At 64.3% G+C, this 22,257-nt stretch carries 19 protein-coding genes; 12 read left to right on the forward strand and 7 right to left on the reverse strand.

Features of this window, described 5'->3' with window-relative positions; translation table 11 throughout:
- Window positions 1-57: 57 nt before the first annotated feature.
- The 6 genes from FG93_RS24020 to FG93_RS24045 all read right to left on the reverse strand — a co-directional run bounded on the left by FG93_RS24020 (window position 58) and on the right by FG93_RS24045 (window position 7,872).
- Complete coding sequence (locus tag FG93_RS24020; protein WP_052514122.1) at window positions 58-1,026, reverse strand: succinylglutamate desuccinylase/aspartoacylase family protein; 969 nt, start codon at window positions 1,024-1,026, stop codon at window positions 58-60.
- Between the two features lie 76 nt (window positions 1,027-1,102).
- The gene (locus FG93_RS24025) at window positions 1,103-2,308 is read right to left on the reverse strand and encodes an FAD-binding oxidoreductase (RefSeq protein ID WP_052514123.1); all 1,206 of its coding nucleotides are present in this window, start codon (window positions 2,306-2,308) and stop codon (window positions 1,103-1,105) included.
- Between the two features lie 3 nt (window positions 2,309-2,311).
- On the reverse strand, window positions 2,312-3,430 hold the full coding sequence (locus FG93_RS24030) for an ABC transporter ATP-binding protein (protein ID WP_052514124.1): 1,119 nt from the start codon (window positions 3,428-3,430) through the stop codon (window positions 2,312-2,314).
- Window positions 3,427-5,391 carry a dipeptide/oligopeptide/nickel ABC transporter permease/ATP-binding protein gene (locus FG93_RS24035; protein ID WP_052514125.1) on the reverse strand — a complete coding sequence of 655 codons (1,965 nt, stop codon included), beginning with the start codon at window positions 5,389-5,391 and terminating at the stop codon, window positions 3,427-3,429. The genes FG93_RS24030 and FG93_RS24035 overlap by 4 nt, the downstream gene beginning before the upstream one ends.
- Window positions 5,388-6,314 carry an ABC transporter permease gene (locus FG93_RS24040; RefSeq protein ID WP_043239379.1) on the reverse strand — a complete coding sequence of 309 codons (927 nt, stop codon included), beginning with the start codon at window positions 6,312-6,314 and terminating at the stop codon, window positions 5,388-5,390. Before FG93_RS24040 ends, FG93_RS24035 begins: the two co-directional genes overlap by 4 nt.
- 25 nt (window positions 6,315-6,339) lie before the next feature.
- Window positions 6,340-7,872: an ABC transporter substrate-binding protein gene (locus tag FG93_RS24045; protein ID WP_161783877.1), complete on the reverse strand. Its 1,533-nt coding sequence runs from the start codon at window positions 7,870-7,872 to the stop codon at window positions 6,340-6,342.
- A gap of 230 nt (window positions 7,873-8,102) precedes the next feature.
- Between FG93_RS24045 and FG93_RS24050 the strand changes: the two genes are divergently transcribed.
- The 11 genes from FG93_RS24050 (at window position 8,103) to panB (ending at window position 20,675) form a co-directional block, all read left to right on the forward strand.
- Entirely contained in the window at window positions 8,103-8,996 is an 894-nt protein-coding gene (locus FG93_RS24050; protein WP_043239384.1) for a LysR family transcriptional regulator, read from the forward strand.
- Between the two features lie 159 nt (window positions 8,997-9,155).
- Complete coding sequence (locus FG93_RS24055; protein ID WP_052514126.1) at window positions 9,156-10,055, forward strand: LysR substrate-binding domain-containing protein; 900 nt, start codon at window positions 9,156-9,158, stop codon at window positions 10,053-10,055.
- Between the two features lie 212 nt (window positions 10,056-10,267).
- Window positions 10,268-11,236, forward strand: a complete 969-nt coding sequence (locus FG93_RS24060) for an ABC transporter permease (RefSeq protein ID WP_043239386.1) — start codon at window positions 10,268-10,270, stop codon at window positions 11,234-11,236.
- 4 nt (window positions 11,237-11,240) lie between these two features.
- Window positions 11,241-12,188: an ABC transporter permease gene (locus FG93_RS24065; protein WP_052514127.1), complete on the forward strand. Its 948-nt coding sequence runs from the start codon at window positions 11,241-11,243 to the stop codon at window positions 12,186-12,188.
- 1 nt (window position 12,189) lies between these two features.
- Window positions 12,190-13,302: an ABC transporter ATP-binding protein gene (locus FG93_RS24070; protein ID WP_052514128.1), complete on the forward strand. Its 1,113-nt coding sequence runs from the start codon at window positions 12,190-12,192 to the stop codon at window positions 13,300-13,302.
- Entirely contained in the window at window positions 13,295-14,317 is a 1,023-nt protein-coding gene (locus FG93_RS24075; RefSeq protein WP_052514129.1) for an ABC transporter ATP-binding protein, read from the forward strand. Before FG93_RS24070 ends, FG93_RS24075 begins: the two co-directional genes overlap by 8 nt.
- Before the next feature lie 27 nt (window positions 14,318-14,344).
- Window positions 14,345-15,457, forward strand: a complete 1,113-nt coding sequence (locus FG93_RS24080) for an FAD-binding oxidoreductase (RefSeq protein WP_052514130.1) — start codon at window positions 14,345-14,347, stop codon at window positions 15,455-15,457.
- Window positions 15,458-15,514: 57 nt separating this feature from the next.
- A complete protein-coding gene (locus FG93_RS24085) occupies window positions 15,515-17,257 on the forward strand; it encodes an ABC transporter substrate-binding protein (RefSeq protein WP_081881809.1) in 1,743 nt (580 codons plus the stop codon).
- 74 nt (window positions 17,258-17,331) lie between these two features.
- Window positions 17,332-18,420, forward strand: coding sequence for an NAD/NADP-dependent octopine/nopaline dehydrogenase family protein (locus tag FG93_RS24090; RefSeq protein ID WP_043239391.1), 1,089 nt, complete (start codon window positions 17,332-17,334; stop codon window positions 18,418-18,420).
- Between the two features lie 47 nt (window positions 18,421-18,467).
- Entirely contained in the window at window positions 18,468-19,571 is a 1,104-nt protein-coding gene (locus FG93_RS24095; RefSeq protein WP_052514131.1) for an FAD-binding oxidoreductase, read from the forward strand.
- 288 nt (window positions 19,572-19,859) lie between these two features.
- Window positions 19,860-20,675, forward strand: coding sequence for a 3-methyl-2-oxobutanoate hydroxymethyltransferase (gene panB / locus FG93_RS24100; RefSeq protein ID WP_043239394.1), 816 nt, complete (start codon window positions 19,860-19,862; stop codon window positions 20,673-20,675).
- Window positions 20,676-20,752: 77 nt separating this feature from the next.
- On the opposite strand, the gene FG93_RS24105 is transcribed toward panB, so the two are convergent.
- Window positions 20,753-21,244: a hypothetical protein gene (locus FG93_RS24105; RefSeq protein ID WP_210165839.1), complete on the reverse strand. Its 492-nt coding sequence runs from the start codon at window positions 21,242-21,244 to the stop codon at window positions 20,753-20,755.
- 623 nt (window positions 21,245-21,867) lie between these two features.
- Between FG93_RS24105 and FG93_RS24110 the strand changes: the two genes are divergently transcribed.
- Complete coding sequence (locus FG93_RS24110) at window positions 21,868-22,134, forward strand: hypothetical protein (protein ID WP_043239399.1); 267 nt, start codon at window positions 21,868-21,870, stop codon at window positions 22,132-22,134.
- Window positions 22,135-22,257 lie beyond the last annotated feature (123 nt).

A 22,257-nucleotide genomic window follows, 5' to 3' on the forward strand; every position in this document is an offset into this window, starting at 1 on the left:
AGCACGCGACCCGCCAGATCGCTGCGCGTCAGCGCTGCTATTGGGACGAACGTCGGATCATCCTTGTATGGGCGTGCCGACATTGCCGATCAACTGATTGGGCGACGCGAAGGCATGCTCCGTCTGGCGCAGCACATAGCCCGGCATCGGAGCGAGAATCACCTCCGGGGCACTGCGGGCTCCTGCGGTCGGATGAAGCAGCGCGACAGGCTGGCCCTTCGTGACCTCGTCGCCCAGCGCGACGAGATGTTCGACAAGGCCTGCTCTCGGTGCCAGGTACTGCCCTTCCGGACCGGCCGTGAAATGCACGCCGGCGAACGGCACCGGAGCCAGCATCGGCTTGATCGCGCCGAAATCGGCGAGGGCGCGGAGCAGCCCTTCTTCCATGATCGTCAGCTCGGATGATTTCATGCGCCCGCCGCCGCCCTCGACTTCGATGGAGGCCAGATCGGCGAGCTTCGCGGCGCCGCAGGCGGTTTCGTCGATTCCGTCGACATGCTGCACGAAACGGTAGCCCCATGCCTCCATCAGGCGGTTCAGCCGAGCCTCGTCGACGACGCTGTTAGGCGTCGTGAAGCCGAAGACCATGGGCACGACCGAGACGTCGCTGCCGCCGGCATGGACGTCGATCAGCAGATCGACAGCCGGAAACAGGGTCTCTGCCATGAAGGCGCAGAGGCGCTCGGTCGGCGTGCCGTCGGCATTGCCGGGGAAGAAGCGATTCATGTTCTGCCCATCGAAGGGCGAGAGGCGCTTGCCCTTCTGCGAGGCGGGGAAATTGAGGGACGGCGCGATGATCACGCGCCCGGTCACATCGGCGGGTTCGAGCCGCTCGGCAAGTCGGCGCAGGACGATCTGGGCCTCGTATTCATCGCCATGGATGCCGCCGCAGAGCAGGACGGATGGGCCCTGGCCATTATTGATGCACCAGAGGAGATCACCAGTGACACCGTCGAGCGCGCCGACGAGCGGCCCGAGATCGTAGCTGAACTTGCCGGGGCGGGTGGCGTCGAAATCAGGAAGCATAGTCGTGTCCTTCCGGCCGACAGGCGCAGCCCAACCGAGCTGCACCCGTCGGCGCTGGTTTTCGATGGGGGATGGTTCAGGCGGCAGCGCGCCCGAGCGGCGTGGCGGCGAGGATCGCGGCTGGTTTGTGAAAGCGCACCGGAGAGAAGGGCTCCAGGACCTCTGGCTTCACCCCGGAGATCAGCCATTCCGTGAAGAGCTTGGTGAACCCCAGCGAGATCGCGAAGCCATGGCCGGACCAGCCATAGCCATAGATGGTGTTGGACAGGCCCTCCGCCTGACCGATCAGCGGAATATGGTCGACGGCAACGGTATCGACCCGCGACGCATCCGCCTTGAGGAAGGTCGAGTTGTCGATGAAGGGCAGGGTCAGGATCGCATCGGTGACGTTCTGCGTCATCGCGCTGAGCGAGCCCTTCCAAAGGCCTTCCGGCGTATGGGCGACATGGGCACCGCCGGAGAGCATGATCGTTCCATCCGGAAGCTGCTTGACCGCGAGGCGCCGGTGCGCGTGCGAGAGCAGATGGTTGACCGTCTTCTTCAACGGGTTCGAGACGTAATGCATCTGCGGCATGAGGTTCCAGACCGGACCGAGCTCGTGCGGCTTGAGGACCGGCTTCAGCAGCGCCTCGGCGCCGGCATTGGCGACCACCACCAGCCGCTCTCCGACCGGGACCGTCTCGCCGTCGGCGAGCTTCACGGCGGTGGCCACGCCGCGCGCATGCAGGATCTCGACGACTTTGACGCCCGTGCGGATCACCGCTCCGGCCTTCGTCGCCTGCGCCGCGAATTGCAGCGTTGCGAATGTGTGGTCGCCGACGCCGTCATTCGGGCAGTAGATCGCGCCGACGATACCGGGGGTGAGCTCCGGTTCCCGCGCCAGCGCCTCATCGCGCGTCAATACCTCCGAAGGCGTGCCAAGGCTCGCCTGGGCGGCCGCGTTTGCCCTCATGCGGCCAAGCACTTCGTGTTCGCGATGGCCATACGACACGTCGTAGACCTGCAGGCCGCCGACGCGGCGGAACCCGACACCACCTTCAAACCTCTCCTGGTAATCGCCCCAAAGCTTCTGGGCGATGGCGCAGATCGGCAGCTCGCGCAGGTCGCGACCATTGGCGCGCACGCCGCGCTCGCCCGGTCCGCCGGAGGCGCCGCCGGCGATCTCGCCGGCCTCGAGAAGTGTCACCGTCTTGCCGGCGCTCGCCAGCTGATAGGCCAGGCTCGTGCCGTAAATGCCACCGCCAACGATGACGATTTCGGAGGCATTGCTGTGATCGGACATCGATCAGTTCCTTATGTTGCTTCGGTAGTCGGAGTCGGGGAGGCGTTCATCCGCGAAGTGACAAGTCGCGGTGCTGCGGCCTCCCGGCGCAGGAAGGGGAGGTGGCGGGTCCTCGGCGCAGGGCCGTGGCACGCGGCCATCGGCGGTCTCGACGACCGCCGTCGTACTGATGGCGAGCCGCCGCGCCAGCGGACAGCGGGTGTGGAAGCTGCAGCCCGGCGGAATCGCGAGCGGGCTCGGGATCGAGCCCTCCAGAACCGGCGCTGGCCGGTCGCGGGAGATCGGGGCGGAGTGGCCGGCGATCGCCATCAGGCTTTGTGTGTAGGGGTGGCGCGGCGTGCCACAGACCTCGCCGACATCGCCCTGCTCGACGAAGCGGCCGAGATACATCACGCCGACGGCATCGGCCATGTGCTCGACCAGGCCCAGGTCATGCGTGATGATCAGGTAGGTCAGTCCAAGCTTTGCCTGAAGATCGGCCAGGAGATTGATGATCTGTGCCTGAACCGAAACGTCGAGCGCGCTGACCGGTTCGTCGAGGACGAGCACCTCCGGCTCGCAGATGATCGCGCGGGCGATCGCAACGCGCTGGCGTTGTCCGCCAGACAACTCGTGCGGATAGCGGCCGAGATGGGCCGGGTTGAGACCCACCAGCCCGATCACCGACTTGATCCTGTCCAGCCTGGCCGTGCGGTCGGGATGGAGGCCGTGGACGGTCAGCGCTTCATTGAGCGTGTCGAAAACGGTCATGCGCGGATCGAGCGATGCTCGCGGATCCTGCAGGACGAGCTGAACCTTGCGGCGCATCGCGCGCAGGCCGGCTGAGTCGAGGGTCGAGAGTGGCACGCCGTCGATCGTGACCTCGCCGTCGGTCGGTCGCAGAAGCCCGACGACGAGCCGTGCCAGCGAGCTTTTGCCCGAGCCGGATTCCCCCACGATGGCGAAGCAGGTTCCGCGCTGGACCCGGAAAGAGACCCGGTCGACGGCCCGCACCACGGGGGCCGCCACACCGCTCAGAAAGCGCCGTCGGCCACCGAAATGCCGGCTGACATCTGCGACGACGATGATGTCGTCGGTATCGGTTCCGGGCGCGCGAGGCGGGAGCGGGAAGGGCGCGTTCATCGCATCGCCTCCTCGGCAAAAGCGCAGGCCACATCGCGGCCGGCGACGGCCCGGACATTCGGCTCGCTTGCGGCGCATTCCGCCCGGTTGGCGCTGCGCTGGCAGCGGGGGCGGAAGGCGCAGCCCGATGGCAGGCGGCCGATCAGCGGCGGCTCGCCGGCGATGGTGCGCAGATGCCGTCCGCGGCCTTCGCTGCCGCCCGGCGCCGAGGCTCGCAGCGCCTGGGTATAGGGATGGAGCGGTCGCTCCAGCACGGTCGCAACATCGCCGCTCTCGACGAGCCGGCCCGCATACATCACCGCGACGTCGTCGGCGAAGCGCGCAACCAGGTTGAGGTCGTGGGTCACGAGCAGGATGGCCATGCCGCGCTTCTTCTGGATCTCGGCCAGCAGGACGAGGATCTGCTGCTGGATCGTGACGTCCAGCGCGCTGGTCGGCTCGTCGGCGAGCAGGACTTCAGGGTCCTGCGCAAGAGCGATGGCGATGACGATGCGCTGCTTCATGCCGCCGGAGAACTGGTGCGGGTACATGTCGAGCCGGCGCTCCGGATCGGCAATGTTGACGTCGCGCAGCAGGCCGATGCAGCGCTGCCGCACTGTCGCCGGATCGAGCCGGGAGCCGGCCGTGACCGCCTCGGCGAGCTGGTTGCCGATGGTGAGCACGGGGTTCAGGGCGTTTGCCGCGTCCTGGAAGACGATGCCGATCTTGCGGCGGCGCAGATCGCGCAGGGCGGCTGGGGCGAGGCCCAATGCCGTCTCTCCACCGATGCTGATCTCGCCTGCGGTGATCGCGACTTCCTGCGGATTGACCAAAGTGCCGACCGCCCTCAGCAGCGTCGACTTGCCGGAGCCGGATTCCCCGACGACCGCCAATGTCCGCCCCGGCCTGATCGTGAGATCAACGCCGCGGACCACTTCGAGCAGGCCTTCGCTCGTGCGGTAGGCGATGCGCAAACCACGAACCGAAACGGCCAGGCCGGTCGCTTCGTCCGCAGTCTGCGGCGCAGGGTCCGCCGGAGCGCGGCGCCGCAGGAAACCGAGAAGCGGGGCCCTGCGGGCGACGCGCCGGCTGGTCGGGTCGTAGATCGTGCGCAGCGCATCCCCGAGCAGGTTGAAGGCCAGCGCCGAGACGGCGAGGAATAGCCCGGGAAACGTCGCCAGATAGGGATGGCTGCGGATATAGGAGCGGCTCTCGCCGAGCATCGTTCCCCATTCGGGGAAGGGCGCCTGGGTGCCGAGGCCGAGGAAGCCGAGGCCCGAGGCGGAGAGCAGCGTCGAAGCGAACAGCAAGGTCGACAGCGTCAGAAGCGTGCCGGAGATGTTCGGCAGCACATGGCGCAGGATCACCCGCACCGGATTGGCCCCCAGCGCGATCGAGCCTTCGATATAGGGCTCGGCGAGGATGCTGAGCGTCACCGCCCTTGCCGTCCGCGCGAAGACCGGGATCGAAACGATGCCGACCGCGATGATGACATTCTGCGTATTGGCGCCGAGGATTGCGACGACCGCGAGCGCGAAGACGATATCGGGGAAGCTCAGCATGACATCGATGGCACGCATCACCGCGGCCTCGATCCAGCCGCGCCGCCAGGCGGCGAGGACGCCAAGCGGCACGCCGACCAGAAAGGCCACGGCGACGCCGCCCACTCCGATGCCCAGCGTTGCCCGAGCCCCGACCAGGATGCGGCTGAAGACATCGCGGCCGAGTTGGTCGGTTCCGAACCAGTGTGCGGCGGAAGGGGGCCGCAGGGTCTGCGCGAAATTCTGGCGAAAGGCATCCTGGGGCGCCAGCACCGGCCCGAAGATCGCGAGCAGCAGGTAGAGCGTGACGAGCGTCAGGCCGACCACGCCCTTCGGCTGTGAAAGGATGCGCCGCAGCAGCACCCAGCGCGATTGCCGTGCAAATTCGTCGGGGCGCGCGGTTCTTTCAGGCGCGGAGAGTACGTTCGGCATGATGCTCATGTCGTCCTCTCCTGATCGCGCGTGCGGGGGTCGAGCCACTGGGTCAGCAGGTCGGTGACGAGATTGATGACCACGAAGAAGAACGCGAACATCAGGATCGCGTACTGGATCACCGGGTAGTCGGCGCGGGAGACCGCATCGACGAGCAGGCGGCCGACGCCGGGAATGCCGAACACGGTCTCGGTGACGACCGAGCCGCCCAGCATGCCGCCGAACTGCACGCCGGCGACGCTGACAGCTGCGATCAGCGAATTGCGCAGCGCATGGAACAGCACGACGCGGGTCTCGCTGAGTCCCTTGGCCCGGGCGGTGTCGAGATAGTCCTTGCCCATCGATTCCAGCAGGCTCGTTGCGACGAGGCGGCTGAACATCGCTGCCGGGCGCGTCGCGATGACGAGGATCGGCAGGACGAAATGGGCCGGCGTCGAGGCGCCCGCCGCGGGCAGCCAGCCGAGATTGACCGCGAAGAACCAGATGCAGAGCAGGCCGAGCCAGTAGATCGGCATCGAGATGCCGGCGAGCGTGAGCACCGTGATCGCCGCATCGGCGAGCCCGCCCGGCCGCATGGCGCAGATGATGCCGGCAATGGTGCCGACGACAATGCCAAGCGCGAGCCCGCCGATCGAGACGATCAACGTATTCGGCAGCCGCTCCGAGAGCTCGACGACGACGGGGCGGTGCGTGCGGAAGGACGTCGCCGCGGACGGGTCCCAGATGCCGCGCAGAAACTGGCCGTACCGCGTGAGAAGCGGCTCGTTCAGGCCGAGGAATTTGCGGATGCTCTCGATCTCTTCGTTCGAGGCGGTCGGCCCGGCGAGGATCTGTGCCGGGTCGCCCGGGATCAGGTCGACGAAGAGGAAGACGAGCAGGGAAACCGCAAAGAGCGTCGGCAGCGCGCTGCCCAGGCGTCTGAGAACGAACATTGCCGCTTCTCCGCTATGGCTAGCCTCACTTCAGCGTGACTTTGTCGAACACCAGCGTTTCGTTCGGCTGGATCGCCAGTCCCTGCACGCGGTTGGCTACGCCCAGCGCCTGGGTCTGGTACCAGAGGAAGAGGAAGGGCTGGTCGCTCCAGACGATGTTCTGGATTTCGCCATAGATCTCCTTCTGCTTCGCCGGATCAGTTGTCGCGCGGCCCTCTTTCAGCAACGCATCGACGCGGGGATTGGTGTAGCCGGTCCTGTTCGCGCCGACCCCGGTGAAGAACAGGCGGTAGAGCGTGTAGTCCATGCCCGCGGTGGCGCGGCCGACCATGCCCATGTTGTCGGTCCGCTGGGCCGGCTCCATGCCGATGACCTTGCTCCATGTGCCGCGATCAACGACGAGCGGCGCCGCCTTGATCCCGATATTCTCGAACGAACCGGCAAGGGCCTGGCAGACCTGCGAGTCCTTGATGTAGCGCCCGGTCGGGCAGGTGAAGCTGAGGGTGAGTTGGCCCGGCTTGTAGCCGGCCTCGGCGAGCAGCTTCTTGGCGCCTTCCGGGTCAAAGGCGATCGGCGGGAAGGTCTTGCGCAACTCGTCCTGCGTACCTGGGCCGACCATGCCGACCGATGGCGTTCCCAGCCCGCCAAGAATCCCCTTGGTGATGCCTTCCCGATCGATCGCGAGGTTCAACGCCTTGCGCACGCGCGGGTCGGCGAGTGGCCCGCGCAGCACCATCTCCATGTTGATGGAGAACATGCTGGGCGGGTTGATGACCTTGGCGTTCTTCAAGGCGTTGATCGCCGGCATGGATTCAGGCGGCACGCGTTCGACGACATCGACGCTGCCAGTCTCCAGCAGCGCCATGCGGGACCCGTCTTCGGGAACCACGGTGAAGTCGATGGCCTTGAGCGTCGCCGGGTAATCGCCGGAATAGGAAGGATTGGGGACGAGCCTGAAGCCTTCGCCACCGATGAATTTCTCGACCATGTAAGGGCCGGAGCCGACGGGCTTGCGGCCATATTCGGCGCCCATGGCCCGCAGGGCCTTGACGTTGACGATGCTGGCGGCGGTGTTGGACAGCAGCATCAGGATATGCCCGTTCGGCTCGGCGAGGTGGAACTCGACGGTATCCTCGCCCACCGCCTTGATCGTCCCGAGCGAAGCGTAGAGACCGCGATAGATCGAGCCGGTCTTCTCATCGAGCATGCGGTTGAAACTTGCCGCGACGGCTTCGGCGTTCAGCGGGTCGCCGTTGCTGAACGTCCTGCCTGTCCGGATCTTCACCGTGAAGACCTTCCCATCGGGCGAGAAGGCGTAGTCTGTCGCAAGATTCTTCTGGACGTTGTTCTGCGGATCGAGCCGGAAGAGGCCCTCCATGACGGCCAGATCAACCGCATTGCCAACCGGGAGATCGTTGAAGGCAGGATCGAATGTCGCCGGGTCCGCACCGACCGCGACGCGAAGGGTGCCGGCCGGCTGCGCCTGGACCTGGATGGCCATGATCGACACGCCGGCAGATAGAACGGTGACGTAGCAGGATCGACGAAGGTTGCGCATGTTCGACTGTTCCCCAAGCTCGCAAAGATATCGTTCCATGACGGCGCAGCAGGACGGGTGCCCAGCCGAACGCCATGGTGGGATTGCTGTTTTGCTTCTTGGTCGCTTTCGCGCCGCGATTGGATCGGGCGCAGCAAGGTCAGCGACAGCCTTCAGAAAACCACACGCATTGATCTGCCTCAAATTCATAATTATGCGATGTATATGAACTGAGGTTATGGCGAGGCCGCATGAATTATCGGCAGGTTGAGGTCTTCAAGGCGATCATGGATTCCGGCTCCATCACGGAGGCGGCGACGATGCTGCGGATCTCGCAACCGGCGGTCAGCAAGGCGCTGAAACTGCTCGAAGACGAACTGGGGTTGCGGCTCTTCTCGCGCACCACCAAGGGGATCGCGGCAACGGAAGAGGCGCGGGCCCTCTACACGGAAGTCGAGCGCACCTATTTCGGAATGCAGAATCTGACGCGCTTCGCTGCCAGTCTGCGCGACCGCAAGCAAGGCCGCATCGTGGTCAGCACGATTCCTGCGCTTGGTATCGCCTGGCTCCCGACGATGGTTGCGCAGTTTTCCGCAGCTCATCCGGATGTCACGGTTTCACTGCATTCGAGCAATTCCACCGACGCCGCCCGCCTGGTCGGCACGGGCGAGATCGATCTCGGCATCGCCCAGCTCCGAAGCGAGGAATATAACCTGTCGCGCCGCAAGCTGTTCGACCTCGAAGGGGTCATCGCGCTGCCGGAAGGGCATCCGCTGACGAGCAGGCCGGATATCCGGGCCGAAGACCTCGCCGACGCGGCTATCGTCGGGCTCGGACTGGATGACGAATTCCGGCGTCGGCTGTCCCAGGCCCTCGATGGCGCCAGCGTGCGCTACCGCTCGATGATCGATGCAAGCCTGGGTGTCACGGTCTGCACCCTTGTTGCGGCGGGATGCGGCGTGGGCATCGTCGACAGCGAGGCCGCTCGCACCCAGGTTGGGAAGGGGCTCGTGTTTCGTGCCTTCAGTCCGAGGATTCGCGTGCCGATCTATCTGTTCCGCCAGCGCGGTCGGCCCACGAGCAAGTTGGTTGAGGCGTTCAGTGCCAGCCTGTTGCCGCCGTCACCTTTTCGACGGGACAACTGACGGCTGCGTCTTTCACTCTTCCCGAAGCTTGACGACCGACTGAGGCGGGTTGTCGCTGAGTATGGCCGGACAAGGGTCGCAGTCTGGATTCGACACGGGTGCTGCGCAGACGCGCGGCGATGTCGGAACTCTCGATCACGAGCAAGGGGTGGTGCGTAGATGAATCTCAGGCATGTCGAGCTTTTCCGCTACATCATGAAGTTCGGGACGCTGACGCAGGCGGGCGAGATCATGGCTATCTCGCAGCCGGCAGCGAGCAAGATGCTCGTCCAGCTTGAGAGGTCGACGGGGATCACGCTGTTCCAGCGCGCCAAGGGACGTCTCAAGCCGACGCGCGACGGCGAACTGTTCTTCGCGGAGGTCCAGCGGACCTGGGAAAGCATCGAGCGGCTTGAACGGATGTCGAAGGACATCAGCCAAATGCGCCTTGGCCGCCTGAATCTGGGAGTGAAACCGGCGCTGGCCGGCACGCTGATGCCGCCGCTGATCGCGCGTTTCCGTCGCAAGCACGAGAATACGACGATCTCGTTGCATTCGCGCAGTTCCGAGCGCGTGATCGAATGGGCCATCGCCGGGCAAATCGATCTCGGCATCGCCAATACCTCGACGCCCCATCCGAACGTCGCCTGCCGCGTCATGGCGCGCATACCGGGCGTCTGTATCGTTCCCGAACAGCATCGCCTGGCGGGGCGCAGCGAGGTGCGGCCCGAGGATCTCGACGGAGAGGACTATGTCTCGATCGGTGCGATCGAGCGCAGCACGATCATCGAGAAGGCCTTTGATGCAGCCGGCGTGCGGTTGCGGATCATGATCGAGGCTCCGATGGCGCATTTGACCTGCGCTCTGGTCGCGAACGGGGCGGGCGTCGCCATCGTCGACGAGATCAATGCGCGAGCCTTTGGCGGCCGCGGCCTCGTCGTGAAGCCCTTCCTGCCAGAGATTTCCTTCCCTGTCTGGCACCTGCGGCCCCTCAGCCTCAGCAGCTCTTCCCTTGCCGAGGCCTTGACCCGCGATCTCGAGGACGAATTCGAGCGGCTTGGCTATCGGGCCGATGCTTAGGCGCTGCTCGGATGCTGTTGTGCGGGGGGGTGGAGGTCATAACCTGAAGGAATGAACTAGCAAAAACATATTCTTTGACGGCCAATTTTTCGGCTCATACGCTCCCTGTCATTGACGTAGATCAAACAGAGCCCGCCAGTTCCATGCGCGTTTAACAACGCGGTGGAACGAAGGAGATCTGTTGCCCCGTTGACCTGGAGAAGTATTCGCTGATGCGGATTTTCGTCTTCCTGACCAGGAGAACGATCTTTGCGGCCCTGCTGATGCTGGGGGTCAGCGCAGCGATCTTCTTTCTGGTCAATTCGATCGGCAACCCCATCGAATTGATGATGGCGGAAACTCCGGGAATGACCGGGGAGGTGATCGATCGGATGAAGGCCTATTACGGGCTCGATCATCCACCGATGACGCGCTACCTGCTCTGGCTGAGCCGGATCGTTCAACTCGATTTCGGCACGAGCATCGTCTACAACCAGCCGGTCGGCTCGCTTATCCTCACCTGGGGTTGGCAGACCCTCAAGATCCAGCTTCCCGCGATTCTGATCGCCCTTGCGATCGCGATCCTGTTCGGGGTCACGGCGGCGCGCCGGCAGCACTCGCGCTCCGATTTTGCGGTGATGGCCACGGCGCTGCTGGGGCAGTCGCTGCCGGCCTTCTTCCTCGGCATCCTGCTGATCTTCATCTTCTCGTACAGCCTGGACTGGCTGCCGAGCTACGGCGCCTATTCGACCCGCAATCCGCTCTGGGGCAGCCCGACGCTCGATGCGCTCTGGCACATGGTCCTGCCGATCGCGATGCTGACCTTCTTCAACACCGCGACGCTGACGCTCTTGATGCGCTCGAACATGGTCGATGTGCTGAAGAGCGACTTCATCGCGGCGATGCGCGCGAGCGGTATCCCCGAGCGGCGGGTCATCTATGTGCACGCGCTGCGGGCGGCCTTCATCCCGATGCTGACCTATCTCGGTCTGCTGATCGGCCTGATGCTGGGCACGGCGCCGGTGACCGAATCCGTCTTCACCTGGCCGGGGCTGGGATATCTCTACATCTCCGCGATCCATCAGCTCGACTACCCCGTCATCATGGGGGCGAGCGCGGTCATCGCCTTCATGCTGATCTGCACCACCCTGCTGACGGACGTCATCTACGTCCTCATCGACCCCCGCATCAGCCTGGAGTGAGCACGTGAGCGATCAAACGATCACGGCTCATCGGCCGTTTCCCGCAAAGCCGGCCCGTCGCCCGGTCAAGGGCATCTGGCGACAAGGCTGGCAGCGCTTCACGCGCAGCCGAACCGGCATGCTCGGCCTCATCCTCGTCCTGCTCGTCGTCGCGACCGCGGTGGTCGGGCCGTTCGTCGCGCCCTTCGATCCGCAGGACCAGAGCCCGATGATCGACCCCGGCGCAAAGGCGCCCCCGAGCTGGGTCCACCCGCTGGGGACGGACCGCATGGGCTACGATGTCGCCAGCCGGGTGATCTATGGTGCACCGACGGCACTTGCCGTCGGACTTGGAGCCATGTCGATCGCCTCGCTGATCGGCGTGCTGGTCGGCGGCTTTGCCGGGTATCGCGGCGGCACCACGGATGAGGTGCTGATGCGCTTCACCGATTTCTTCCTCGTCATTCCGATGTTCGTCGTCATCCTCGCCGTCATTCGCCTGCTCGGCGTGGCGGTCGTCAACACGCCCTTCGAAAGCGTGCCGTATCTCAATCTCGGCGTCATCATCCTGCTGATCGGCGTCTTCTCCTGGGCCCCGATCGCCCGGATGACGCGTGCGGAATTCCTGCGCCTGAAGAACCAGGAATTCGTCGAGGCGGCGCGCTGCATCGGCGCGACATCGGGCGATATCCTGTTCCGGCACATTCTGCCGAACGCGCTGCCGTCCCTTGTCGTCATCGTGGCGCTCGGCATCGGCGGGGCCGTGCTGGCGGAGGCGATGATCGGCTTCCTCGGTTTCGGCGACCCGGCCGCGGTGAGCTGGGGGCAATTGCTCTACTTCAACTACGAGGCGCTGAAAGTCGCTCCCTGGGCATCGCTCAGCCCGGGTGTCGCCATCTTCATCACGGTGCTCGGCTTCAACCTCCTGGCGGACGGGCTGACCGATGCCTTCAACCCGCGGGCGAAGCGCTGAGATGACGAGCCTCACCACCGCCAAGCCAGCTGTCGCCAAGCCAGCCGCTGCCAAGCCAGCCGCCACCACATCGATCGACGATATGGGCCCATTGACGCCGCCGGCCCGCAGCCTGGTCAGCGTCGAGAACCTGCGGATTCAGTTTCCCCCCTGGAACGAGCCCGTTCGGATCATCGAGGACGTCAGCTTTCAGGTTCGCGCCGGCGAGACGATGGGCATCGTCGGAGAATCCGGCAGCGGCAAGACCCTGTCGAGTCTCGCGATTTTGAACCTTTTGCCACCTCCCGCAAGGATCGCCGGTGGCCGCATCATGTTCGATGGCGAGGATCTCGCCGCGAAGTCGCAGGGCGAGATGCAGAAGCTGCGCGGGCGCAGGCTCGCCATGGTCTTCCAGAATCCCGGCTACTCGTTGAACCCTCTGATGACGGTCGGCGCGCAACTCGCCGAGATCCTGAAGGTTCACGAGAAGATGCCGCGCAGCATGGCTCTGCAGCGGGTGGAGGAGCTGTTTCGCCTCGTTGGCATAACCGATCCCGGTTCGCGGCTGTCGCAGTATCCCCATGAGATGAGCGGCGGCATGAAGCAGCGTGTCTGCATTGCCCGCGCGCTGCTCTGCAACCCGGCGCTCGTGCTCGCGGACGAGCCGACGACGGCGCTCGACGTCACGATCCAGGCCCAGATCCTCGATCTCTTCGAAGATCTGAAGGCACGGTTCGGCATGTCGATGATCTTCGTCACGCATGACATGGGCGTCGTGGCTCGCATCGCCGATCGCATCACGGTCATGTATGCGGGCCAGGTCTGCGAGACGGGCGACAAGCACGCCATCTTCGCGCGGCCCTCCCACCCCTACACGCAGGCCCTTCTGGCGAGCACGCCGCGCATCGACCGGCGCTACGCCGTCGACGGTGAGGGGCGTCGCGAGCGCTTGCCGACGGTCGGGCGCGCCGTAGCGCCCGGACAATCTCTCGGTGGCGGCTGCCGCTTCGCCGGGCGCTGTCCCGAGGCCGCGCCGGACTGCGCACGCCTGGTGCCTGAGGCCGCAGCGATCGAGACAGGCCGTGTCGTTCACTGCCTGAAACGCGGTAGCGCCGGAGTGGCGAGCCATGATTGAGCCGACCCTGGCCCTCCGCCAGCACAGCACACCCCAGCCTCTCCTGACCGTCGATGGGTTGGTGAAGAGCTACCCGCTGCGCCGCCGCGGTCTCTTCCGCCAGACGGTCACGGGCGAAATCCGCGCCGTCAACGATATCAGTTTCAGCGTGGCGGCTGGCGAGACACTGAGCATCGTCGGCGAGAGCGGCTGCGGCAAGACAACGGCGGCCCGCGCGATCCTGCACCTCGTCGAACCGACTGCCGGAGCGATCCGCCTCGGCGAAACCGATATCCGGGCGACGTTCGCCGAGGACCGGCGGCCGGACGTGCTCGCCCTGCGCCGTCAGATGCAATACGTCTTCCAGGATCCCTATCTTTCGCTCAATCCGCGCTGGAGCGTCAGGCAGATCCTGACCGAGCCGCTCCGTGTGCATGGTCATGCCCCCAGGGAGGACTGGGACGCGACAGTGGAAAGCCTGCTGGAGCGGGTCGGGCTGCCGCCGGACTATGCCGATCGCTATCCGCACGAATTCTCCGGCGGGCAGCGCCAACGCATCGGGATCGCGCGCGCGCTGGCGGTCGAGCCGCGGCTGCTGATCTGCGACGAGCCTGTCTCCTCGCTCGACGTCTCGGTGCGGGCGCAGGTCCTCAATCTGCTGGCGGACCTGCAGGAGGACCTCGGACTCTCCTATCTCTATATCTCGCACGACCTGAGTTCCGTGCGCTTTCTGAGCAACCGCATCGCGGTGATGTATCTCGGTAATCTCGTCGAGATCGGCGAGGTCGACGAGATTTTCGCACGACCGCGGCATCACTACACGGCCGCCCTGATCTCGGCCATTCCCGTGCCTGATCCGTCAAACCAGACGCAGCGCCAGGCGATCCAGGGCGAAGTCCCCAGTGTGGTCCGGCGACCGTCGGGCTGTGTCTTTCACACCCGCTGCCCTGCCGCACTGCCTGTCTGTTCCCAACAAATTCCGCCGCTGTCCGCGCCAGACGGCACCCACGGCTTCGCTTGCCACAACCCGCGCTGAGTGCGGGAAGACACCATAGGAAACGCCATGATGAACGTTATCGTCGTCGGAGCCGGAATTGTCGGCAGTTCCATCGCCTACCGCGTCGCCCAGGGCGGCGCGAAGGTCACGGTCCTCGAAACCTCTCGCGTTGGCGCCGGAACATCGGGGGTAAGCTTCGCCTGGACGAATTCCAACAACAAGACACCGCGCCCCTATCACGACCTCAACGTCGCAGGCATGCGTGCGCATGCCGCGTTGAAGGATGAGTTCGGCTCGACACCCTGGTTCCATCAGAGCGGCAGCCTGGAGTGGCGCGTCGATCCGGCGGAGGTCGCGGCTCAGGCGAAAAAGGTCGAGCGGCTGCGCGAGTGGGGCTATGCGGCGGAATTCATCGACAAGAAGCGGTTGCAGGAGCTCGAGCCGGAACTGGCGATCGACGCCGTTTCGGACAAGGCCCAGATCGCTTTCTGCCCTGAAGAAGGCTGGGTGGACCCGGTCCATTACGCAGGCGCCATGCTGCGCGCTGCCCGTCAGCGCTATGGAGCGGCGCTGAAGACCGGCGTGAAAGTGACCGGGATCGAGACCCGCAATGGTCGTGTCGTCGGCGCTCGGGATGATACGGGCGCTGTCCACGCAGCCGACCTCGTCATCAACTGCACCGGGCGCTGGTCCAACGATACGGTGAGCGAGACGGCGCCGAATGTCCCGTTGGCGCCGACCGTGGGCTTCCTCGTTTTCACGCCGCCAGTCGGTGTTGATCTGCGCCGGCCCTTCCATGCGCCCGATGTCGATGTCCGTCCGGACGGGGCAGGGCGCCTGATGATCCGCAAGGACTCGCTCGACGATCGTTTCGCCGGGTTGGAAAGCCGCCTGCCGGATTGCGAGGAGGCGAAGATCGCGCTCGCAAGCGCGACCGAGCTTCTGCCCGGTTTGGCCGGCGTCGAGGCCGAGGCGGTGCGCACGACCGTGAGACCGATCCCCGCCGATGGCCTCTCCACCGTCGGACCGGCCCGCGGCGTCGACGGCTACTACGTCGTCGTGACCCATAGCGGCGTGACGCTGTCTCCCTTCCTCGGCCAGGCCGTGGCCGACGAAGTCCTGCGTGGCAGGGAACGCCCGGAGCTGGCGCAGTTTCGTCCTTCGCGCTTCCAGGCCTGAGCGCCGGACGCTCTCGGCCCGTTTATTTCGCAGCACCAAGACTCAAGGGGAAAATCGATGTCAGGGAAATCGACACGACGCGATGTGCTGAAATGGTCCGGAGCCGGAGCGGCCGCGCTCGCGGCCGGCGGGATACCGGAGGCGGCGCTCGCCAAGCCGCCGTTCTTCAAGCTCTACCTGATGATCTTCAACAACCTCCAGTCGCGGATGATCTGGACGGACCTGATCGGCAAGCAGTTCGCCCGCCTCGGCATCGATATCGTCTCGAGCTATCAGCCACCCTCCGTCGTGATCGCGCGACGTGCCAACGACAGCGGCAAGACGCATGTCGACGGCGGCTGGGACATGTATTCCGAGCGGATTTACTACAGTGGGCTCGTGCCGCTGCCCGAGACACTCTTCCACAGCAAGAATTTTCCACCCAATGGGCAGAACTACTACCGCATCGCCGACAAGCAGATCGATGAGGCGATCGAGAAATATTCGCGCGCCGTCTCACCGGCCGACCGCAAGGCGGCGATCACCGCCTTCATGAAGCGCTGGTACGAGATCGAGCCGCTCCATGTCGTCTTCTATCCGGAAGAGGTGATCATCACCAATCCGAAGCTGAAGGGCATGGAATCGACGACCTACAACCCGGTCTTCTATCCGCGTCCCGAGAACTGGACGATCGAGGGGGCGACTGGCGACGTCACGGCCACCTTCGCGTCCTGGCAACCGCCGAGCCAACTCATCCCGATGTATGGCAGCGGCTACAACGAGGCCAATATCTTCGGTCCTGTCTACAACGCGCTGTTCGAATACGACAGCTGGGCCAACAAGAAGCTCGTCCCGGCGCTGGCGGAGTCAGTGGCGATCTCGGAGGACGGCAAGGCCTGGGTGCTGACTCTGCGCAAGGGCGTGAAATGGCATAGCGGAGAGGAGTTCACCGCCGAAGATGTCAAGTTCACCTGGGATACGGTGATCGACAAGACCTATGCCAGCGTCTTCCAGTCGCCCCTCGCGACCGTCCTGGGCAGCAAGGATGCCTACAAGGTAACCGGCACGCACGAGATTACCGTGACCTTGCGGGAGCCGAACGTGATGTTCCGGGATTTCATCCTGCCGGTGATCGCGATCATGCCGAAGCACGCCTATCAGGGCCTCAAGCCCGAGGAACTGCGTGGCCATGTCATCAGTACCTGGCTCGGCACCTTTCCGGTCAAGACTTCCGACGGCAAGACCTTCGAGGCCAAGGGCGGTATCGGCACGGGGCCATGGATTCCGCAGGGGTTCGATCCGGCCCGCAAGGCATACAAATACATCAAGAACGAAAACTACTGGAAGACGACCGAAGGCAATGTGAAGACGTTCTACGTGGTCAACATTCAGGGTGCCGACGCCGTGCTGAGCGCGATCAAGGCCGGCTCCATCGATGCGCATGATCCGATGTACGACGTCGGCGGGCTGCTCGAGACGATCGATCCCTCATGGGGCACCGTCAATCGCTTCGATTCCTTCAAGTGGATGCAGACCTGCCTGAACATGAACCACCCGGTCTTCGGAACTGGCGTCGAAACCCCGCTCGGCAAGCAGGATCCCAGCCGTGCGGCTGAGGCTGCGGCCTATGTCCGCAAGGCCATGAGCCACATGATCCCGCGCGAGCAGATCATCAAGAACGTCGTTGCCGGTTTCGGCAAGCCCGGAACGGTGCCAATTCCCTTCACCTCCGAAGACTATGACCACGATCTGCTCAAGCCGATCGCCTATGACATGACTCTGGCCAAGCAATATATGGAAAAGGCCGGGTACAAATACTGATTTCGATGTCGCCATCAGCGCCGGGCCGTTGGCCCGGCGCTCCGAAAATCTTAAAATTCCCAAGGAATCATACGATGCGTGTCGCAATACTCGGTGCGGGCTCGATAGCCTATGGCAATGCTGCGCTGCTCGCCTCCCTCGGCCATGAGCCTGTGCTCTGGTCGCCCTCCGGCAAGACCGGGCAAAGCATCGTCGCGGGCAAGCCGCTAGCGGCGACGGGCTCGCTCGACGGGACGTTCAAGGTCACGATGGCGGCGAGCGCGGGCGATGCGATTGCCGGCGCTGACGCCGTCCTGGTGGCCTTGCCGGCCAATGGCCATCGCATGGCGATGGACGCCGCCGCTCCCCATCTGGCCAGCGGTCAGATCGTCATCATCAGCTCGCACACCTCGTTCAGCGGCCTCTATATCGCCAAGAAGATTGCGGAACGCGGGCTCGACATCCCGGTCGTTGTCTGGGGAACCACTGTGACGGCAGGACGCCGCACGGGCGATGCCAGCGTGAATGTCTCGACGATCCGCTCCAAGGTCGATATCGCGACCATCCCCGCCTCGGCTGGCGCGCGTGGCCTGAAAATCTGTCAGGACCTGTTCGGAGACCGCTTCGTCGAGCGCTCCGACGCGCTGGCGATTTCACTCTCGAACCTCAATCCGCAGAACCATCTCGGCATTGCCCTGTGCAATTTCACACGCATGGAGCACGGCGAAACCTGGGGCCAGAACGAAAACAACACCGACTCCGTCGGTCGTCTGCTCGAGGCGCTCGATGCGGAACGCCTCGCCATCGCCGAGGCCGCCGGCTACAAGGTTCGGACCATCCGCGAGCACTACAACCTCTCCTTCCATGTCGAGCCCGGACCGGTCGGCGAGATGGCCCGCAAACTCGCCGAACGCGGCAATGGCGGCAACGGGCCGGACAGCATCGACACGCGCTATGTGCTGGAGGATGCGCCTTTCGGTCTGCATCCGACCGTGCTGCTCGGCAAATTGACCGATCGGCCGGCCACGCTGCATCAGGCTGGCATCGATGTCTTCTCGGCACTTTATGGCCGCGATTTCGCGAGCGAGAACGACCTGCTCGGCGACATCGGGCTCGAGACCATGTCGCTTTCCGATCTCAAGGCCCTGGTTCGTGACGGCTGGTCCGCGCGGCAGGCGCAGTAGTTCCGGCGCTCATGCCAATCGTCCCTCATTCGATCGGAAATACGCTTATGCCTGAGATCATCGTCGTCGGTGCCGGCGTCCTGGGGACGTCGGTGGCCTATCGTCTTGCGCTCGCGGGCGCGAAGGTCACGGTGCTGGAAGCCACGCGCGTCGGCGGCGGCACCTCCGGCATCAGCTTCGCCTGGACGAATTCCAGCAACAAGGCGCCCCGCCCCTATCACGATCTGAATGTCGCCGGCATGCGAGCGCATGCGGCGCTGAAGGACGAGTTTGGCGCGACGCCGTGGTGGCATTCCGGCGGTCGTGTCGAATGGCGGGACGAGGCGGGGCGGGACGAACACCGCGCCAAGGTGGCTCGCCTCAAGGAATGGGATTATCCGGTCGAATGGATCGATCGCCAGCAGCTGCTCGAGCTTGAACCCGATATCGATCCTGCGGCTGTGGGCGATGCGCCTGTCGCCTGGTATCCGAAGGACGGCTGGCTCGATCCTGTCGTCTATTCCCACGCGATGATGAGCGCTGCACGCCGCAAGGGCGCGCAGTTGCACACGCAAACGAAGGTGACCGGGCTTCTCGTGCAGGGCGGCAAGGTCAAGGGGGTACACACCGAGGCAGGAGACACCCTGAAGGCCGATGTCGTGGTCAACTGCACGGGGCGCTGGTCGAACGACACGATTGCGGGAACGGCCCCGAATGTGCCGCTGGCGCCAACTGTCGGGTTCCTGGTCTTCACGCCTCCCGTTCCCGCCTCGATCCAGCGTGTCGTCGCCACGCCGGTTTGCGATTTCCGTCCGGATGGCGCTGGCAGATTGATGGTGCACTGGGGTCCGGCCGATGCCCTGGTTACGCCCGAGATCACCGAGCGTCCCGGCCTCGATCAGGCGGCCGACCTCGTCGCGCGCTTGACACGGATCCTGCCCGGAATTGCGCCGGTGAAGCCGGAAGCAAGCCGCGTCACCCAGCGTCCGATTCCAAGGGACGGCCTGTCCGCCATCGGCCCCGTACCGAACCTCGAAGGCTACTATCTCATGGTCACCCACAGCGGCGCGACGCTTTCGCCCGCGCTCGGAGCGATGGCGGCGGACGAGATCATGAGCGGCAAGGCATGCCCGGAACTCGCGCATTTCCGGCCGGCCCGATTCTTCAGCTAGAGCATTTTCAAGCGAAGTGGACACCGGTTCGCGTAAAGAAAAAGCGATAAAACAAAGAGATAGAGCATTTTCAAGCGAAGTGGACACCGGTTCGCGTGAAGAAAATGCGATAAAACAAAGAGCTGGAGCATTTCCGCGATTCGGAGAAACACGGAAATGCTCTAGGAGACCCGGGACACCGGGGGGCCGATCACCGGGCTCTCGGCAGGGAGGTCAGCGCTCGCTTCGCAATTGCGAGCGCGGCGCCTATAGCTTGCGCGGCGATCAGTCTCGCCGGGAGGCACGCTGATGGCCTATCTGTCCGATGTCCGCGCTCTCACGCTGGCCGATTTCGCCAGGATGAAAACCGCGGGCGAGAAGGTCGCGATGCTGACCTGCTACGATTCGAGCTTTGCAAGCCTGCTCGAGACCTGCGGTGTCGAGATCCTGCTCGTCGGCGATTCCATGGGCAACGTGCTGCAGGGGCATGCCACGACCCTGCCGGTGACCATGGAGCAGATGGCCTATCACACGGCCTGCGTGGCGCGCGGCGCCAGGCGCGCCTTCATCATGGCCGACATGCCGTTCGGCTCGTATCAGGAGGGTCCTGCGCAAGCCATGCACAACGCGGCCAGGCTGATGGCTGCCGGGGCCCATATGGTGAAGCTCGAAGGCTCGGATTATGTCGTCGAAACCGTCCGCTATCTCGTCGAGCGTGGCGTCCCGGTCTGCGGCCATCTCGGGTTGACGCCGCAATCCGTGCACCAGCTGGGCGGTTATCGGGTCCAGGGCAAATCGGCGGATGCTGCGAACAAGCTGAAGGCGGATGCCGCTGCGCTTGAGCAGGCGGGCGCGCGCTTCCTGGTGCTGGAAATGGTGCCGTCGGCGCTGGCGGCCGAGATCAGCGCAGCCAGCGCCGGCATGCTGACGATCGGGATCGGCGCCGGTGTCCATTGCGATGGCCAGGTGCTCGTGCTCCACGACGCCATCGGCGTCTATCCCGGCAAGAGGCCGCGCTTCTCCATGGATTTCATGGTCGGCGCCGGCTCGATCCAGGAGGCCGTCCAGGCCTATGTCGCGGCGGTCAAGAGCCAGGCATTTCCCGGCCCGGAACAGAGCTACTGAGCGCCGGTGCGCGCGGCCGGAACCATGGCCGGTCGCTGATCGGCGCTGCGATGCAGGCGGCGGGGAGATTGCAGGCGCTATCTGTCGGACGCGCTTGCGACCACCAGGCCGAGTTCCGGCAATACATATAAGCTGCGGATGCCCGATGACTGGTAGTAGCCTCCCGGCCGTTTCAGCGCCTCCGCTATACCCCGCGGCCACAGCCAGGACTGATCATGGCCGCAATGGAGGTTCGGCGGCATTCCGTCCGAAAAGTAAGACGCTGGGACGGGCGTCTCTTTCCATTCCCCGCTGAAATAGCGACGGCTCGCCCGGTTTTCCGGGGTGTCGATGTCTTCAAAGAAGGACATGCCGTCCGACTTGATCGTCTCGACCGTCTCCTTGCTGAGACTGAAGACAAATGCCCCCTGGTGACTGAGCAGGCGTGAACAACTGCCCTCGGCATAGAACCAGCCGGTCCGAAGCTTCAGAGGCAAACTGTCCCTCTGCATGCCGCGATTGATCAGCGAATAGCCGGCCCACGACATCGCAATGAAAGCGACGCAGATCATCGTGCCCTTTGCAGTCATGCCCGGCACTCTTGGTTCCTCGTCTGCTCGTCTGTCGATGACCGCTCACCACTGACCAGCGACGTTGCGAACGCCTGTCGCGGGGCAGGGGCAAGCCGCTTTTCCTGGAGCCGCGAGGACTGTCTCCCGCGTCCTGTTCAGTCCCCGACAGTATGAGAACAGCGCTGGCGAGGCGCTTCGTTATAGGATCGACAATGCGCTCAGGCCTCGTGAGAGAAATCAAGGGCCGGCTGCGTCACGCAGAAAGAACTCCACTCATCGCGCGCTGACGCGATAGCAGCACTCTGATCACAGTCCATCGCTCCCGATCGCGCCGCCGGGGAGCGGACGCGCCTGTGATCAACCTGTGCAAAACTGTCCCTTATGGTACTGGTGCGCGTGATGGTTGTGTCTGCTGTTTGTACTATCTAATTACGAAACTATACCATATATTGTGCAGCAAATACTTTTAACAGGCCATATATTGGTCAATAGAAACAATAGTTCTAGTTGAGAAGTTTTTTTTGTTGTGCGTCGGTTGCATCAATGAATAATCTCGTCTCGCAAACGCAGATGACGATCACAACTCAGCGCAAAGATGCAGCGTGAAGCGGCGATAAGACGCTGACGGGGAGGTATTTGTCATGGCCAAGCAAGACGCGTCAATTGAACCCAGCCGTCGCGCCGGGCTGCCGGAAATCGACTGGGATGATATGATCGAAGCGGGCGCCTATGCTGAAATCGGCACCGGCGATCTCTATCGCTTCCCGAAGGAGGCCCGGGTCAAGGGCGGTTCGCCGCACGTCACCAAGAAGGGCCACGGTGCGTCCCGGCTCGCCGGGATCCTTAACGTAACGACGATGAAGGCCTGGCCCCTCTGCGCCCAGCACAATTTCGAGCCCAGTTTCTGACTGCGGCCATTCTGGCCCCAGTTTTCCCAGTTTTCCTGCTGTCCCTGGCCTGGCACGCCCACCCGAAGGGAAGGGGCGCGCTGAGCGTTCGGGCGTCAGCAGCCAGCATGACCGATGCCAAGG

This window comes from Allobosea sp. LC85, from assembly GCF_000735605.1.
In the GTDB taxonomy this organism is placed as follows: Bacteria; Pseudomonadota; Alphaproteobacteria; order Rhizobiales; family Beijerinckiaceae; genus Allobosea.